This is a genomic window from Aminobacter sp. UC22_36 (assembly GCF_044056035.1).
Lineage (GTDB): Bacteria > Pseudomonadota > Alphaproteobacteria > Rhizobiales > Rhizobiaceae > Aminobacter.
The window spans coordinates 1,831,835-1,846,782 of sequence record NZ_CP171996.1 but is presented as its reverse complement, the minus strand read 5'-3'; the positions used below and the strand labels follow the sequence as shown (position 1 = coordinate 1,846,782).

Below are 14,948 nucleotides of genomic sequence, written 5' to 3'. Positions count from 1 at the left end.
AGTGGCGGGCCTTGCTCTCATTGGAAGATTTTCGTGACGATTTTCGACAACATGGTTCCGGCGCTGGCCGGGGCGCTCGCCGCGCGTGGCTACGAAACGCTCACCCCCGTGCAGTCCTCGGTGCTGGCACCGGAGGCCGACGGCGTCGACCTTTTGGTCTCGGCCCAGACCGGCTCGGGCAAGACAGTGGCCTTCGGCATCGCGATTGCGCCGACGCTGCTTGATGGTCGCGAACGCTTCGACCGCGCCGGCGCGCCCAGTGCCGTCATCATTGCACCCACCCGCGAGCTCGCCATCCAGGTGCGCCGCGAGTTCGAATGGCTCTATGCCGGAACCGGTGCGCGCATCGCCTCCTGCGTTGGCGGCATGGACATGAGCAAGGAACGCCGCACGCTCAATGAAGGCGCCGACATCGTTGTCGGTACGCCGGGCCGCCTGCGCGACCACATCACCCGTGGCTCGCTCGACATTTCGGGCCTGCGCGCCGTCGTGCTCGACGAGGCCGACGAGATGCTCGACCTCGGCTTCCGCGAAGATCTCGAATTCATCCTGGCCGCAGCGCCGCAAGAGCGCCGCACATTGCTGTTTTCGGCAACCGTGCCGCCGCAGATCGCCCAGATGGCCAAGCGCTTCCAGCGCAACGCCCTGCGCATCACCGCCGCCGGCGAAAGCCGCCAGCACGACGATATCGAATACCGCATGGTTCTTGTCGCGCCGCCGGAGCGCGAGAACGCCATCATCAACACACTGCTCTACTTCGATGCGCAAAGCACGATGGTGTTCTGCGCGACGCGCGAGGCGGTCAAGCACTTCTCGGCGCGGCTCGCCAATCGCGGCTTTGCCGTGGTGGCGCTGTCGGGCGAGTTGAGCCAGGCCGAGCGCAACAACGCGCTGCAGGCGATGCGCGATGGCCGCGCACGCGTTTGCGTTGCCACCGACGTTGCCGCCCGCGGCATCGACCTGCCCAATCTCGACCTCGTCATCCATGCCGACCTGCCGACAAACCCGGATACGCTGCTGCACCGCTCGGGCCGTACTGGCCGCGCCGGACGCAAGGGCGTGTGCGTGCTGATCGTGCCGTTCCATCGTCGCGGCAGCGCGACCCGCCTGCTCAAGCTGGCGAAGCTCGAGGCAACGACGCAGTCCGCACCCGGACCGGCCGAGATCGACGCCCGCAATCGCGAGCGCATGCTGGCCGAACTCAACGACATCGAGGCGGCTGGTGAGGACGAGGCGGCGATCGTCGCCGAGGTCCTGGCAGCACATTCGCCCGAGAAACTCGCTCTCGCCTGGCTGCGCCAGCAGATGGCGTCGCGGCCGGCGGCTGAAGAGCTTTCCGACCGCCCGATCCCGGCCTTCGATGCCGCCAAGGCCGAGCGTCCCGACAACCGCTTCACCGACGGTGTGTGGTTCTCCGTCTCAGTCGGCCGCAAGCAGCGCGCCGAGCCGCGCTGGCTGCTGCCGCTGTTGTGCAAGGCGGGCCATGTGACAAAGAACGAGATCGGCTCGATCCGCATCTTCGACACCGAATCGCATTTCGAGGTGGTCTCCAACCGCGCCGACAACTACGCCCGGACCGTCGAACAGAACGGCTCTGGCGAAAAGGGCGTCGACATCAAGCGGCTCGCAGGGGCACCTGGCGGCGGCGACAGCGCCGGCAAGCCGAAGAAGCAGCACCGCAAGGGTCAGTACGATCCTTCCGACAAGCCGCCCTTCAAGAAGAAGGCTTTCGAGAAGAAGCCTTATGAGAAAAAGCCGTACGAAAAGAAGCCGTACGAAAACCGCGCAGGCGACAAACCCGCTTACGACAAGCCCGCCTATGACAAGCCAGCGGGTACTGGCGCCGCCAAGAAGTACAAGCCGAAGAAGAAATTCGGCGAGTAGCCGCAAGCCACTGATTGGTTGTTACTTTTTCGTAAGGTTCGGCCTTGCCACAATCGACGCCACAAAGAGAAAATCTGGCGTCGAATGTGGCTAAGTCGCCGTTTGGAAATATGTTTTTCGTCTAATATGCCCCTGGCAAAGCGTGGCTATTTCTATCGCCGGGGCCGGGAAACGCCGGCGGTTGCTTTCGAGCACCGCGACCCGACGTAACCGGACGGCCCCTCACCAAGGCGGGTTCTGCCTGTGCAGCACCCGCATTCGTCGGAGAGCATGCCATGCGCAAGCTTCTTGTTCCGGCAGCCGCCGCTGCCGTTCTCGCAACCTCTGCCATAGCCTTCGCCGCCGCCCAGCATACGGACGGCACGATCAAGACCGTCGACATGAAGACGTCGAGCCTGACCCTGGCCGACGGCACCGCCTTCGTCCTTCCCAAGAAGTTCAAGGATCCCGGCCTCAAGGCAGGCGAAAAGGTCTCGGTCATGTGGGACATGAGCGGCAAGGACAAGGTCGCGGAATCGGTGAAGATCATGAAGTAGCGGCTTTTGCGGCCAATCTCCAAAGGGCGGAACGCAAGGTTCCGCCCTTTTTCGCCTGCAGCGATGCGCCACCCAGCCGGAATCAATTTCGCAGGGAATTTGCCTAAGGCGTGGAAACTGCATTTGTTTTGCGGAGGCCGATTTTCGCCTCGCACCGAATTTCATTCTGGCCTAAGCCGCAGCGCAACCAATCGCCAGATTGCGTGTTATAGTTCACCCCCGAAATGGACGAGGAAAGGAGACATCCGATGAAGGAATTTCAATGCGGGTCGCTTGTCCCCGGCTGCCAGTGGCATACCCGCCATGAGGACGAAGCAGAAATCATTCGCCGCGTGGCCGAGCATATGCGTGAAACGCACGGCGAAACTGTCATCCGCGAAACGATGATCGAAGCGATTCGCTCGCGCATCGAAAAGGTCCGCGACGCGGCCTGAATCAGGCTTTGAGCCTTTCAGCGGCGCGCTTGAGCAGCGCGTCGCGTTGCAGCGAAAAGCCGCTGTCGACCCACTCCCCCTCCAGGCCCTTGAGCAAGGAACCGAGCGCGGCACCCTCAACGCCGAGCGGCGAAAGATCGCCGCCACGCAACGGGAACTCGGGCTTCTGCCATTTCCCGGCGAAACCCAGCAGGCGGAAATATCCGCCGGCCTCGATCAGGGCCTTGTCGTCCTGCTCGGCCCTGCCCCGCGCCGACGCAAGGTCGAGACGGAGGCGATCCTTGGCGCCCTCGACGTTGCCGCGGTAGAGCCGCTTGGCCAGCTCACCCTCGGTGACAACAGGTTCGATCTTGGCGGTTGCCGCCCACTGGACCAGCCTTTCGGTCTCGGCGTTGGACAGTCTGAGCCGCTCGCCCAGGGTCTTCATGCGCGCCGCATCCGGCGGCACGATCGATTCAAGCCGCAACAGCGGATCAACTGGCCAACCGAGGTCGCGCTCCGCCTGAACCAGTGCATGGATGGCGTCGATGCCCCATTTTTCGCTTTCCGGCAGTGCCGCCGTGAGCACGCCTGCCTGGCGCATCCACAACAGCGCCCGCGACGGATCGGGCGCGTCAAGCAGCCGCTTCAACTCCGACCAGACACGTTCAGCGGAGAGCTTGTCGAGGCCTGTCTTCAGGCGGGCGCAGGCCTTGAGCCCGTCGGCATCCGGACGCCCCTTGCCGTACCAGGCGAAGAAGCGGAAGAAGCGCAGGATGCGCAGATAGTCCTCGCGAATGCGGGTTTCGGCATCGCCGATGAAACGCAAGGTGCGGCTTTCAAGATCGGCGATCCCACCGACAAGGTCGACGACGCTGCCATCGGCATTTGCGTAAAGCGCATTGATGGTGAAGTCGCGCCGTTCGGCGTCCAGCTTCCAGTCGCGGCCGAAGATGACCTTGGCGCGGCGACCATCGGTCTCGACATCGGCGCGCAAGGTCGTGACCTCGAACGGCTTGCCACCTGATATGACGGTGATGGTGCCATGCTCGGCGCCGGTGGGCACGGTCTTGAAGCCGGCCGCCTCGGCCCGGCGGACGGTCTCGCCAGGCAGATTGGTGGTGGCGATGTCGACATCGGCGACAGGCTCGTCGAGCAACGCATTGCGCACGGCCCCACCGGCGATGCGCGCTTCCTCGCCATCGGCTTTGAGGGCAGCGAGCAGCTGCTGCAGCTGCGGGTCGTTCAGCCAGTAGGCTCCTGATATCGTTGCGCTCATGTGTAGAGCCTTTCATAGAGCGCGCGGATGATGCCGGCGGTGACACCCCAGATGTAGCGCTCTTCATAGGGCATGGCGTAGAAGAAGCGCTCCTTGTCCTGCCAGGTGCGGCTGGCGCGGTCGTGGTTGGCCGGGTCCATCAGAAAACCGAGCGGCACTTCGAAGACATCGTCGACTTCGCCCGCGTTGAGCGAGAGCTGAAAACCGGGCCGGACGACGCCAAGCACCGGGGCAATGCGATAACCGCTGCCGGTGACATAGTCGGGCAGCCGCCCAATCACGTCGATATAATCCTGGGTTAGCCCGATCTCTTCGACCGTCTCGCGCAAAGCCGCGGCTTCAGGCGAAACGTCGGTGGGATCGATGCGACCGCCGGGAAAGGCGATCTGGCCGGAGTGGCTTTTCAGCTTTTCCGCCCGCTTGGTCAGGATGACGGTCGAGGCGTCGCCATGGTCGACCACGGGGATCAGCACGGCGGCGTCGCGCAAGTGGTCATGGACGATCACCTTGCGCATGTCGGGATTGAGCACGTGGTCGCCATAGTCGGCAACCGCATCGTTGAGATGCTCCTGTGCCGCGCGCTGGCGGAAATCCTGCGCCGAGTAATGCGCTGCCCTTGAATGAACCATCACGCGCTCAGCCGCTCCAGCCTGTCCCAGGGCATGATAGGGTAGACCTCGCCTTTGGAGCGCACGGCAAACATGTCGTTGCCATCGATCTCGATGCGTTCACCATATTCGACCAGCTCGTACATCACCGGCCGCGCCACCAGCGCCTCGAGCCGCCCGCGCACGAGCAGGTAAGGCTTGAGGCCGCCCGTCTCGGGCTCGTCGACGAAACGCATGGGATGCTCGGGTCCGGCTTCGACGACATCGCCGACATTGGTGCGGAAGGTCAGCACCTGTTCGGCGCCCAAACCCGTGACGTTCATCTCGACGGCGACGAAATGCGCGTCGACGACGCGGATGCCGACCCTTTCGACCGGCGTGACGAGGTAGGTCTTGCCGTCTTCGTCCTTGCGCAGGACCGTGGAGAACAGCTGCACCAGCGGCATGCGGCCGATCGGCGTGCCGAGATAGAACCAGGTGCCGTCGGGCCGGATTTCCATGTCGAGATCGCCGCAGAAATCCGGGTTCCAGCGCTCGACCGGCGGCAGGCCCTTGCCGGCACGGGCAGCGCGCGAAATCAACGCCTCGAGGCCAGCCGTGTCGCCGGCGCGGGCCAATCCACTGTCTGTTGTCGCCTCGCGGCTATGGTCCAGGTCGCCAGTCATGGTCACGAAATAGTCACTGTTGTTGCGCTTGTCAGCATAGGCAAGTGATTTAAGTTCAATACCAAGACCTCGCTAAGGTGCGGGCATAGAGATCGCGACGCCCGGGATCGTTTCGACCTCAGGGGATTGGGCGGCAGGCGCCGTGTCCAGATGGACGGCGCACCAGACCGAGAGGCAGAAAAGTCCAGGGTAGATATACGAAGCGGCGGCGCGTTCGGATGGACGCGAGAAGCCCGCTGTAGCATTTTGAGTTTGCGCATCGGTGGCAAGAGAATCGGTTACGATCTCAAAGGCACAGGCGCCAGAAGAAGGACCCGGCCCGTATGAGCGTGATGATCAAGGAAACGGCGATGAGCGAGAGCGAGATGATCGCCGCAGCCGAGCGTGCGCTTGCCGACATCGCCAAGATCCGCGCCGGCGTCGGCCGCGTCATCTTCGGCCAGGAAAGCGTCGTCGAGCGCACGCTGGTGGCACTTTTGGCCGGCGGCCATGCGCTGCTCGTCGGCGTGCCTGGACTTGCCAAGACCAAGCTGGTCGAGACGCTGGGCATCGTGCTCGGCCTCGACTCGCGCCGCATCCAGTTCACTCCCGACCTGATGCCGTCAGACATCCTCGGCTCCGAGGTGATGGAGCAGGACGACCAAGGCAAGCGCTCCTTCCGCTTCATCTCGGGACCGATCTTCGCGCAATTGCTGATGGCCGACGAGATCAACCGCGCAAGCCCGCGCACCCAGTCGGCGCTTCTGCAGGCGATGCAGGAGTATCACGTCACCGTCGCCGGCGAACGCCACGACCTGCCCGCCCCTTTCCATGTGCTGGCAACCCAGAACCCGCTCGAGCAGGAAGGCACCTATCCGCTGCCGGAAGCCCAGCTCGACCGCTTCCTGATGCAGGTCGACATCCTCTATCCCGAGCTCGAGGCCGAGCGGCGCATCCTGCTGGAAACCACCGGCATCGAGGATGCCAAGGCGCAGAACGTGCTCGATCCGGAACGGCTGAAGGACATCCAGCACCTGATCCGGCGCATGCCGGTGCCCGAAACCGTTGTCGAGGCGATCCTCAAGCTGGTGCGCTCGGCGCGGCCTGGCCAAGGCAATGCCGAGACCGACAAGCACGTCTCATGGGGCCCCGGCCCGCGCGCCAGCCAGGCGCTGACGCTCTGCGCCAGGGCACGCGCGCTCTATGACGGGCGGCTTGCGCCGTCGATCGACGACATCCGCGCGCTGGCAGAACCGGTGCTGCAGCATCGCATGGCGCTGACCTTCGCCGCCCGCGCCGAAGGCATGACGGTCCGCGACGTGGTGGCGCGGCTGGTCAAGGACATCTGATGGCGCGCATCGGCGAGGCATCGGCACCGGTTGCGACCAGCGATGCGCTTGCCCGCGGCAGGTTGCGTGCGTCGCTGGTGCCTGACCTGCTGGTCGAGGCCCGCCGCATCGTCAGCACGGTGATTGCCGGCTGGCATGGCCGCAAGAAGCGCGGCATCGGCGAGAATTTCTGGCAGTTCAGGCCCTATGTGCAGGGCGAGGCGATGGCGCGCATCGACTGGCGCCGCTCGGCCCGCGACGACCACACTTACGTCCGCGACCGCGAATGGGAAGCGGCGCACACCGTCTGGCTGTGGGCCGACCTGTCGCCGTCGATGCTCTACAAGTCGAAGACGGCGTCCGTGTCGAAGGAATCGCGCGCGCTGGTGCTGACATTCGCGCTGGCGGAACTTCTGTCGCGCAGCGGCGAGCGCATCGCCTGGCCGGGACTGACCGATCCGTTCAGCGCCCGCAACGGCGCCGAGCGCCTGGCCTCGCATCTGGCGCAAGCTGTTTCCCTGCCGGCGAAACCGGATCTTTCCGCCATCCGCCGCTTCTCCGACATCGTCATCATCGGCGACTTCCTCGACCCGATCGAAGACACGATGGCCTGGCTCGATACGCTCGCCCGCCATGGCGCGCGCGCCCATCTGATCGAGGTCGCTGACCCTGCCGAGGAAAGTTTTCCCTATGCCGGCCGCACCGAGTTCACCGACCCTGAAACCGGCGAAAAGCTGACCGCCGGCCGCGCCGAACAATTGTCGGACGCCTATCGCAACCTCTATGCCGCGCGGCGCGAGGAACTGGCCGCCTGGTGCAAGCGGCTGGGCTGGAGCTACACGGTCAACCACACCGACCGCCTTGCCTCGGACGCGCTGGTGCATGTGCACATGGCCTTGACCGCCGAAGGCCACGGACCGGGAGGGCGCCGATGAACTGGCTGCCGCTTTCGTTCGGATTTCCTGTTGTGCTGTGGGGCCTTTTGGCGCTGCCGGTCATCTGGTGGCTGCTCAGGCTGACCCCGCCCAAGCCGCAGGCCGAGATTTTTCCGCCGCTGAAGATCCTGGCGCGGGTGTTCAAGAAGGAAGAAACGCCGCATCAAAGCCCGTGGTGGCTGACGCTGCTCAGGCTAGCGATGGCGGCACTGGTGGTGCTGGCGCTGGCCGAACCGATCTTCAATCCGCGCGAGAAGCTGCCGACCGGCGGCGCAGCCCTTGCGCTCGTCGTCGACAATGGCTGGGCGAGTGCGCCGGACTGGAAGCGGCGCGTTGCCACCGCCGAACGGCTGATCGCCGACGCCGGTGCAGCCGGACAGCCGGTGGTGCTGGCATTCACCGCCGAGAAGCCGAATGCCGAGATCGGTCCGTTCGATGCGCAAGCCGCACTCGACCGGCTGCGTGCCGCCGAACCGCGCCCGGTGCCGACTGACAGGGGACCCGTCTACGCCCGCGTCGCCACAGTTTTGGCAACGCTGCCCGGCACGAGCATAGCCGTTCTCGACGACGGATTGGCGGGCGCCGGCGACGAGCAGGCGTTTTCAACGCTGCTGGGACAAAACCCGGCCAATGTGCTGTGGGCTTCGCCCGAGCGGCTCGACGGCAAGGGCCTGACAGCCGCCGAAAACGAGATGGACGGCTTTGCGCTGACAGCGATCCGCGCGCCGGGCGATCCTGCCCCCGGTGCCGTGACCGCGGGCGCCTTCGACGACAAGGGCCGCCGCATCGCCGACGCCACGCTGACCTTCGCGCCGGGCGAGACAGTGGCGACCGGCACGATGACCGTGCCTTTCGAACTGCGCAACGATTTTGCCTCGATCGCGCTCGACGGCCAGGGCCAGGCAGGCGCTGTACGGGTGCTCGACGACAGCTCCAAGCGCCGCCGCGTCGGCCTGCTGTCGCAATCTGATGCCGACGACTCGCAGCCGCTTCTGGCGCCGCTCTATTACATCCGTCGCGCGCTCGAGCCCTTCGCCGACCTGAGCGAACCGGCGAGTTCGGACCTTGCCGAGGCAATCCCGGAGCTGCTTGACCAGAAGCCGGCGATGATCGTGCTCGCCGATGTCGGTACCATTCCGCCGCAGGCACGCGAAAAGCTGGTGAAATGGCTGAACGACGGCGGCACGCTTGTCCGTTTTGCCGGTTCGCGGCTGGCCGCCGCCGGCAATGACGAGGAGCTTCTGCCGGTGCGGCTAAGGCTCGGCGAGCGCTCGCTTGGCGGTGCGCTGTCGTGGACGGCGCCACAGCCGGTCAGCGATTTTCCCAGCACCGGTCCATTCGCCGACCTGTCTCCGCCGAACGAGGTTACCGTGAGCCGCCAGGTGCTGGCCGAGCCAACGCCCGATCTTGCAGCCAGCACCTGGGCCAATCTCGCCGACGGCACGCCATTGGTGACTGGCGCACGGCGCGGCAAGGGCACGCTGGTGTTGTTCCACATCGCACCGCAGGCAACATGGTCGAACCTGCCAATCTCGGGCAGCTTCGTCGAGATGCTGCGCCGCATCGTGCAGCTGTCGCGCAACCAGGGCACGGCGGCGGCCGGCGCCGAAGGCAAGCCGGCATCGCTGGCACCCTTCCGAATGATATCGGCGGACGGACGCATCGTGCCGCCGTCGCCGGATGCCCGGCCACTGCTCGCCAGTGCCGGCGCCCTGCCCGTCACGCTCGAAAACCCACCCGGCCTCTATGGCAGCGAGGAGGGCGTGCTCGCCCACAACCTGCTGAACACCGACAGCGCGCTTACGCCGCTTGTGCGGCCGCAGGTTTCTGCGCCGGTTACCGAAATACGCTACGCTTTCGATGAATCGCGCGATCTGAAAGGCCCGCTCGTGGCAGCAGCACTGGCATTGATGGCGCTCGACACACTCGCCGTGCTGTGGATGGGCGGCATGTTCTCGCGTCGCGGCGGCAGAGCTGCCCGCATGACAGGCACCACAGCGGCGGTCCTGCTTTGCCTCGGTGCCTTGCTTGCACAGCCCGAGCTGGCGCGCGCCGACGACACCAAGCCCGGCGATCTCGAGGCGGTAGAAGCGATCTCGCGCACCCGGGTTGCCTATGTGCTGACTGGTGAAGCCTCGGTCGACGCGATCAGCCGCGCCGGTATTACCGGGCTGACCAAGTTCCTGGTCGAAAAGACAGCGCTCGAACCGGGCGAGCCGGCCGGTGTCGACATCGCCAAGGACGAACTCGCTTTCTACCCGCTGATCTACTGGCCGATCGATCCGGCAGCCGCGATGCCGAGCGAGGCGGCGATTGCCCGCGTCGACGCCTATATGAAGCAGGGTGGCACGGTGCTGTTCGACACCCGCGACCAGTTCGCCAATGGCATCGGCGCGGATTCGGCGAGCCCCGCCACCGAGCGGCTGCGCGACATCCTGGCCAATCTCAACGTACCGCCGCTGGAGCCGGTGCCCGCCGACCACGTGCTGACCAAGGCGTTCTTCATCCTTCCGGAGTTTCCGGGGCGCTTCAACGGCAGCCCACTATGGGTCGAGGCATCGCTGGAAGCATCGAACGCCGAGGGCCGGCCGGTGCGCACGGGCGACGGCGTGACCCCGATCATGATTACCGCCAACGATTTCGCCGGCGCCTGGGCGATCGACGAGAATGGCGACCCGATGCTGCCGACAGTGCCTTCCGACCCGATGCAGCGGGTCTACGCACTGCGCGCTGGCGTCAACATCATGATGTACATGCTGACCGGCAACTACAAATCCGACCAGGTGCACGTGCCCGTGCTGCTCGAACGGCTGGGGCAATAGCATGAACTGGTCCATCGCCTTCGAACCTTTGCTGTCGTGGCCGGTGCTGGCCGCTTTGCTGGTGCCGCTGGCTTTACTCGCATTCATCGGTGTCTGGTTTCGCCAGCGTGGCGCGTGGCTCCGGCTGGTGGCGCTTGGCGCGCTCGGGCTGGCGCTGACCAACCCCGTCATCCTCGACGAGGAACGCGAGCCGCTGACGAGCGTCGTCGCCATAATCGTCGACCGCAGCCAGAGCCAGGACATCGGCGAACGGACGGCCCAGACGGATGCTGCAGTTGAGGGCCTGAAGGAGCGGCTGGCGCGCTTCAGGCAATTCGAAGTGCGTGTCGTCGAGGCCGGCCGTGCCGATGCCGCCGACGACCGCACCGAGACGCGGCTTTTTGCGGCACTTGAAAGTGCATTCCGCGACGTGCCGCCCTCGCGCATCGGCGGTGCCGTGATGGTCACCGACGGTCAGGTCCATGACGTGCCCGGCGCGCCGGCGATCAACGGCCCGCTGCACGCCCTGATCACCGGCGAAGAAGGTGAACGCGACCGCCGCATCCGCTTCGAAAGCGCGCCGCGCTTCGGCATCGTCGGCAAGCCGCTCGACATGACCTACCGGGTGATCGACACTGGTGGCGAGGCCGGTTCTGTCGATGTGCGCGTATCGATCAACGGCAACCAGGTTTCGGTGCAGCGCGCCTTTGTCGGCCAGGAAATGCCGCTGCAGATCACCATTCCGAGTGCCGGGCGCAACATCGTCGAGCTGTCGATCGACCGCGTTCCGGGCGAACTGACCGACACCAACAACCGCGCCATCGCGCTTGTCGATGGCATCCGCGAAAACCTGCGCGTGCTGCTGGTGTCGGGCGAACCGCATGCCGGCGAGCGCACTTGGCGCAACCTGCTCAAGTCGGACGCCTCGGTCGACCTGGTGCATTTCACCATTCTACGACCGCCGGAAAAGCAGGATGGCACGCCGATCAACGAGCTTTCGCTGATCGCGTTTCCGACGCGCGAGCTGTTTGTCGAGCGTATCAACGACTTCGACCTGATCATCTTCGACCGCTACCAGCACCGCGACGTGCTGCCGATCCTCTATTACGACTACATCGCCGAATATGTCGAAAAGGGCGGCGCGCTGCTGATCGCAGCCGGGCCGGAATATGCCGGCGAGCAGTCGATCGCCAACACCCCGCTGATCTCCGCACTGCCCGCCATGCCCAATGGCGACGTCATCGAAAAGGCATTCTACCCGCGCCTGACCGAACTCGGCCAGCGCCATCCGGTGACGCGTGGCCTCGAAGGCTCAGGCCAGGAGCCACCGCGCTGGAGCCGCTGGTTCCGCCAGATCGGTATCGAACAGCCGGAAGGCGAAGTGGTGATGAAGGGTGCCGACGACCGGCCGCTGCTTTTGCTCGACCGCAAGGGCGAAGGCCGCGTCGGCATGTTCCTGTCTGACCAAGGCTGGCTGTGGGCACGCGGCTTCGAAGGCGGCGGCCCGCATGTGTCGCTCTATCGCCGCATCGCGCATTGGCTGATGAAGGAGCCAGAGCTCGAGGAAGAACGGCTGACCGCCGAAGGTCGCGGCATGGTGCTCGACATCCGCCGCCAGACAATGCGTGACGAAGCCGGCCCGGCCCGCATCATCACGCCATCAGGCAAGACACTGGACGTACAGCTCAACAAGAGCGAGCCCGGCATCTTCACCGGCAGCGTCGAAACAAGCGAAATAGGCCTTTACCAAGTCGGCAATGGCGATTTGACCGCCCTTGCCCATGTCGGGCCGGTCAACGCGCCGGAGTTCGCAGATGTGGTGTCGACCGAAAACGTGCTGCGCCCAGCAGCGGAAGCAACCGGCGGCGACGTCCGTCGCCTTGCCGCGACTGGTGTATCGGCCCTGTCAGGCGACATCTCGCTGCCAAGCGTCGTGCCGGTACGCGGCAGCGCCCAGGCCTCGGGCCGCGACTGGCTCGGCTTCCGCACGACGGACGACAGTGTGTTGAAATCGGTGTCGCGCGTACCGCTGTTCGGCGGCTTCCTCGGGCTTGGCCTGTTGCTGCTGGCCCTTGGCGCGATGTGGTATCGCGAGGGGCGCTAGAGCCCCTCGCCGCCCGTCAACGCAGACGGTTATCTTCCATCATTTGCAGCACGCGACGTCGCGTCCCGTCACTATCGGCAAGCCGCAAGCGTGCGGTCTCGTCCTTGCGCGCGGTCAGCTTGACCGGCTTGATGGTTTGCACAGGCGATTTGGCAACGGGTGGCGTTGGCCGTCTCGTGAAAATCATGGCTTTGTCCTCGCATGGAAAATGCAGTCCGCCGCGCAGGACCAAACGGTCCTCCGGGAAAGCAACTGCCAATGTCTGCTAGTGCTGAAACCGTATCACCAATCCACCACCGAGGCTATACGGACACGGTTCGAAATAAATTCGCAAATAAAACCGGCGCTTGAAAAAACACCTTACATAAACCGCAATTAACGGCTATAAGCAACGTATCGTTTTTTGGGCCAAGCTTGGCTATCGCGGCGTCAGAGGTTCTCGACCCGTCAAACTCATTCCAAATCGTCGATCTGTAGATGTGCGGCAATACTTGCCCGCGCGACGACTTTTCTCATTCGAAAGACACTCACATGAACACTGGAACCGTAAAGTTCTACAACGGCCAGAAGGGTTTTGGCTTCATCGAGCAGGCCGGCGGCGGCAAGGACGTATTCGTCCACGTCAGCGCGCTTGAGCGTGCAGGCTTCTCCGGCCTCGCCGAAGGCCAGAAGCTGAATTTCGAACTCGAACGCGACAACAAGGGCCGCGAGTCGGCCACCAATCTTCAGCTGCTCTGATTTCATTTGATCGGATCGTCGGACGCTGACCACGGATGTACTGGCAGCGTCGACCCGGTCTGTTTCGAGCACGACTGAAGTGAGGAAAGCGGGGCAATGCTCCGCTTTTTGTCCATAAGCGCATGCCCCCCGGAAATCGCAACCGCTCCTCGGGACATGCACAAATTGAAGGTGCAGCGTCGTCTACAACGCATCCAGGTGGATGCGGCGCTGTCGTGGAGGTCTTGTCATGACCGGGCGCACCAAGCACTCAACTGTCCATTTCGACAGGCCGTTTGCCTTGCGTGGGATTGAAGAGGTCCAGCCTGCGGGCGACTACGACATCGACCAGGACGAAGAAATGATCGACGGCATATCGTGGATCGCCTATCGCCGCGTCGCCACCTACATCCATCTGCCGGCACGTTCGTCCAACCTGCTGACCAGCCAGGTTCTCGCCATCGACTACGCCGAACTCGAAGCCGCGCTGCGGCAGGACCAGGAACAGCTTGCATGATCAGGTTCACAAAAGGACCAGCCACGGCCCCACGCACCGAAAAGCCGTCGCATCGCTTCGCCATCGGCCAGATGGTGCGGATCAAAAGCCGGATCGGCATGGCCGTGAAAGACGTGGAAACCTTCCACGTCAAGGCGACGCTACCGGCCAAGGACGGCTCGCCGCAATACCGCATCCGCAGTGATCGCGAGAGCCACGAACGGGTCACCACGGAAGACAATCTCGAGGGGGTCGAAACGGCAGCCGAATAGGCCCCGCTTCGCAACAGGAAGGACACGACCATGGCCAAGGGCCAGCAACGCAGCAACCGCGAAACCAGGAAGCCCAAGAAGGAGAAGGTCGAGGTGAAAGCCACAGCCGCCTTCGGCTCGCAGGTCAAGCAGGCCGAGACTACTTCCTACAAGGGCAAGCCGAAAGGCTAAGCTACCCGCGAAGGCGGCTGGAGGCGGATGTGAACTTCGTCATCGAATTCTATCGCCTGCGCGAAGAAGACGGCGCCCACGCCACGCTCGACCGTGTTTCGCTCGAAGCGCTGGATCTCGGGGCGGCCGTCGAGGTCGCCGGATCGCTTTTCCACACGCTCGCCATGCCGCAGATACCGGACCAGGTCCGCGTCTGCGACAGGGCGGGACGTGAACTTTATGCCGGCCCGGCCTCGGGCACAGAGGCAACACCGTAGGGGCGCAAGCCTGACTGCAGCCTGCCCTCCGCTTTGGCTCCGGGCGTTAGTCGCTCTAAAAGCCGGTGGCTTTTCGTCCGCCAAGCGGACCGCTCCTCACTCTTCCGGTTCCGTCGTGAACTGCAACGGATAGCCCTTGGCCTTTCCGGCCTCGGTGGCGCGGCTGGCCTTGGTCTCGGCGACATCCCGGGTGAACACCGCGACCACACAGACACCGCGCCGGTGGGCGGTGATCATCACCCTGTAGGCCTGATCCTCCGACATGTGGAACTCGCCCTTGAGCACCGCGACGACGAAGTCGCGCGGCGTGAAATCATCATTGACGAGAATGACCTTGTGCAGCTTCGGCCGCTCGGTCTTGGGGCGGAGTTTGGTGCGTGGAACCGCGGTGGTTTCGGGCATGGCAATCGCGCCTCATGCTCACGTCTGGGCAGTATGGGGTCGATCGGAATGCTCCGCAACGATGTTCGGAACCAGTTCCCCTGCCGCCCATTGTGCAAGGA

17 protein-coding genes are annotated in these 14,948 nt (G+C 64.5%); 12 read left to right on the top strand and 5 right to left on the bottom strand.

Annotation, left to right across the window (positions count from 1 at the left end; genetic code table 11):
- Positions 1–33 precede the first annotated feature (33 nt).
- The 3 genes from ACHMW7_RS12195 (at position 34) to ACHMW7_RS12185 (ending at position 2,854) form a co-directional block, all read left to right on the top strand.
- Positions 34–1,884, top strand: coding sequence for a DEAD/DEAH box helicase (locus ACHMW7_RS12195; protein WP_395450487.1), 1,851 nt, complete (start codon positions 34–36; stop codon positions 1,882–1,884).
- Positions 1,885–2,159: 275 nt separating this feature from the next.
- Positions 2,160–2,420 (top strand): DUF1344 domain-containing protein, encoded by a 261-nt coding sequence (locus ACHMW7_RS12190; protein ID WP_395450486.1) that lies wholly within the window; start codon positions 2,160–2,162, stop codon positions 2,418–2,420.
- Positions 2,421–2,668: 248 nt separating this feature from the next.
- On the top strand, positions 2,669–2,854 hold the full coding sequence (locus ACHMW7_RS12185; RefSeq protein WP_395450485.1) for a DUF1059 domain-containing protein: 186 nt from the start codon (positions 2,669–2,671) through the stop codon (positions 2,852–2,854).
- A 1-nt stretch (position 2,855) separates the two neighbouring features.
- On the opposite strand, the gene ACHMW7_RS12180 is transcribed toward ACHMW7_RS12185, so the two are convergent.
- From ACHMW7_RS12180 to ACHMW7_RS12170, 3 genes are read right to left on the bottom strand one after another with little or no spacing between them, the layout of a single operon-like run.
- Positions 2,856–4,112, bottom strand: coding sequence for a CCA tRNA nucleotidyltransferase (locus tag ACHMW7_RS12180; protein ID WP_395450484.1), 1,257 nt, complete (start codon positions 4,110–4,112; stop codon positions 2,856–2,858).
- Positions 4,109–4,741, bottom strand: coding sequence for a CoA pyrophosphatase (locus ACHMW7_RS12175; RefSeq protein WP_395451314.1), 633 nt, complete (start codon positions 4,739–4,741; stop codon positions 4,109–4,111). Before ACHMW7_RS12175 ends, ACHMW7_RS12180 begins: the two co-directional genes overlap by 4 nt.
- Entirely contained in the window at positions 4,741–5,385 is a 645-nt protein-coding gene (locus ACHMW7_RS12170) for a DUF1285 domain-containing protein (protein WP_395450483.1), read from the bottom strand. Before ACHMW7_RS12170 ends, ACHMW7_RS12175 begins: the two co-directional genes overlap by 1 nt.
- A gap of 323 nt (positions 5,386–5,708) precedes the next feature.
- On the opposite strand from ACHMW7_RS12170, the gene ACHMW7_RS12165 reads away from it, so the two are divergent.
- The 4 genes from ACHMW7_RS12165 to ACHMW7_RS12150 are packed head-to-tail and all read left to right on the top strand — an operon-like array spanning position 5,709 to position 12,532.
- Positions 5,709–6,713: a MoxR family ATPase gene (locus tag ACHMW7_RS12165; protein ID WP_184766805.1), complete on the top strand. Its 1,005-nt coding sequence runs from the start codon at positions 5,709–5,711 to the stop codon at positions 6,711–6,713.
- Positions 6,713–7,627, top strand: coding sequence for a DUF58 domain-containing protein (locus tag ACHMW7_RS12160; protein ID WP_395450482.1), 915 nt, complete (start codon positions 6,713–6,715; stop codon positions 7,625–7,627). The genes ACHMW7_RS12165 and ACHMW7_RS12160 overlap by 1 nt, the downstream gene beginning before the upstream one ends.
- Positions 7,624–10,449: a DUF4159 domain-containing protein gene (locus ACHMW7_RS12155; RefSeq protein ID WP_395450481.1), complete on the top strand. Its 2,826-nt coding sequence runs from the start codon at positions 7,624–7,626 to the stop codon at positions 10,447–10,449. Before ACHMW7_RS12160 ends, ACHMW7_RS12155 begins: the two co-directional genes overlap by 4 nt.
- A gap of 1 nt (position 10,450) precedes the next feature.
- The gene (locus ACHMW7_RS12150; RefSeq protein WP_395450480.1) at positions 10,451–12,532 is read left to right on the top strand and encodes a hypothetical protein; all 2,082 of its coding nucleotides are present in this window, start codon (positions 10,451–10,453) and stop codon (positions 12,530–12,532) included.
- 16 nt (positions 12,533–12,548) lie between these two features.
- Here ACHMW7_RS12150 and ACHMW7_RS12145 read toward each other — a convergent pair whose 3' ends face one another.
- Positions 12,549–12,764 carry a hypothetical protein gene (locus ACHMW7_RS12145; protein ID WP_395450479.1) on the bottom strand — a complete coding sequence of 72 codons (216 nt, stop codon included), beginning with the start codon at positions 12,762–12,764 and terminating at the stop codon, positions 12,549–12,551.
- A gap of 299 nt (positions 12,765–13,063) precedes the next feature.
- On the opposite strand from ACHMW7_RS12145, the gene ACHMW7_RS12140 reads away from it, so the two are divergent.
- The 5 genes from ACHMW7_RS12140 (at position 13,064) to ACHMW7_RS12120 (ending at position 14,445) form a co-directional block, all read left to right on the top strand.
- Complete coding sequence (locus ACHMW7_RS12140) at positions 13,064–13,270, top strand: cold-shock protein (protein ID WP_067959320.1); 207 nt, start codon at positions 13,064–13,066, stop codon at positions 13,268–13,270.
- A gap of 229 nt (positions 13,271–13,499) precedes the next feature.
- The gene (locus ACHMW7_RS12135) at positions 13,500–13,766 is read left to right on the top strand and encodes a hypothetical protein (protein ID WP_395450478.1); all 267 of its coding nucleotides are present in this window, start codon (positions 13,500–13,502) and stop codon (positions 13,764–13,766) included.
- Positions 13,763–14,017: a hypothetical protein gene (locus tag ACHMW7_RS12130; protein WP_395450477.1), complete on the top strand. Its 255-nt coding sequence runs from the start codon at positions 13,763–13,765 to the stop codon at positions 14,015–14,017. Before ACHMW7_RS12135 ends, ACHMW7_RS12130 begins: the two co-directional genes overlap by 4 nt.
- Positions 14,018–14,047: 30 nt before the next feature.
- A complete protein-coding gene (locus ACHMW7_RS12125; RefSeq protein WP_214389915.1) occupies positions 14,048–14,188 on the top strand; it encodes a hypothetical protein in 141 nt (46 codons plus the stop codon).
- Positions 14,189–14,217: 29 nt separating this feature from the next.
- Positions 14,218–14,445 carry a hypothetical protein gene (locus ACHMW7_RS12120; protein WP_395450476.1) on the top strand — a complete coding sequence of 76 codons (228 nt, stop codon included), beginning with the start codon at positions 14,218–14,220 and terminating at the stop codon, positions 14,443–14,445.
- Between the two features lie 96 nt (positions 14,446–14,541).
- On the opposite strand, the gene clpS is transcribed toward ACHMW7_RS12120, so the two are convergent.
- Positions 14,542–14,847 (bottom strand): ATP-dependent Clp protease adapter ClpS, encoded by a 306-nt coding sequence (gene clpS / locus ACHMW7_RS12115; protein WP_395450475.1) that lies wholly within the window; start codon positions 14,845–14,847, stop codon positions 14,542–14,544.
- Positions 14,848–14,948: the final 101 nt, after the last annotated feature.

What these genes read in the sequence shown, in the direction of transcription:
- clpS (WP_395450475.1), bottom strand. Translation starts at nt 14,847, where the DNA reads ATGCCCGAAACCACCGCGGTTCCACGCACCAAACTCCGCCCCAAGACC.
- ACHMW7_RS12160 (WP_395450482.1), top strand. Translation starts at nt 6,713, where the DNA reads ATGGCGCGCATCGGCGAGGCATCGGCACCGGTTGCGACCAGCGATGCG.
- ACHMW7_RS12155 (WP_395450481.1), top strand. Translation starts at nt 7,624, where the DNA reads ATGAACTGGCTGCCGCTTTCGTTCGGATTTCCTGTTGTGCTGTGGGGC.
- ACHMW7_RS12190 (WP_395450486.1), top strand. Translation starts at nt 2,160, where the DNA reads ATGCGCAAGCTTCTTGTTCCGGCAGCCGCCGCTGCCGTTCTCGCAACC.
- ACHMW7_RS12180 (WP_395450484.1), bottom strand. Translation starts at nt 4,112, where the DNA reads ATGAGCGCAACGATATCAGGAGCCTACTGGCTGAACGACCCGCAGCTG.
- ACHMW7_RS12130 (WP_395450477.1), top strand. Translation starts at nt 13,763, where the DNA reads ATGATCAGGTTCACAAAAGGACCAGCCACGGCCCCACGCACCGAAAAG.
- ACHMW7_RS12170 (WP_395450483.1), bottom strand. Translation starts at nt 5,385, where the DNA reads ATGACTGGCGACCTGGACCATAGCCGCGAGGCGACAACAGACAGTGGA.
- ACHMW7_RS12150 (WP_395450480.1), top strand. Translation starts at nt 10,451, where the DNA reads ATGAACTGGTCCATCGCCTTCGAACCTTTGCTGTCGTGGCCGGTGCTG.
- ACHMW7_RS12135 (WP_395450478.1), top strand. Translation starts at nt 13,500, where the DNA reads ATGACCGGGCGCACCAAGCACTCAACTGTCCATTTCGACAGGCCGTTT.
- ACHMW7_RS12185 (WP_395450485.1), top strand. Translation starts at nt 2,669, where the DNA reads ATGAAGGAATTTCAATGCGGGTCGCTTGTCCCCGGCTGCCAGTGGCAT.
- ACHMW7_RS12175 (WP_395451314.1), bottom strand. Translation starts at nt 4,741, where the DNA reads ATGGTTCATTCAAGGGCAGCGCATTACTCGGCGCAGGATTTCCGCCAG.
- ACHMW7_RS12165 (WP_184766805.1), top strand. Translation starts at nt 5,709, where the DNA reads ATGAGCGTGATGATCAAGGAAACGGCGATGAGCGAGAGCGAGATGATC.
- ACHMW7_RS12140 (WP_067959320.1), top strand. Translation starts at nt 13,064, where the DNA reads ATGAACACTGGAACCGTAAAGTTCTACAACGGCCAGAAGGGTTTTGGC.
- ACHMW7_RS12125 (WP_214389915.1), top strand. Translation starts at nt 14,048, where the DNA reads ATGGCCAAGGGCCAGCAACGCAGCAACCGCGAAACCAGGAAGCCCAAG.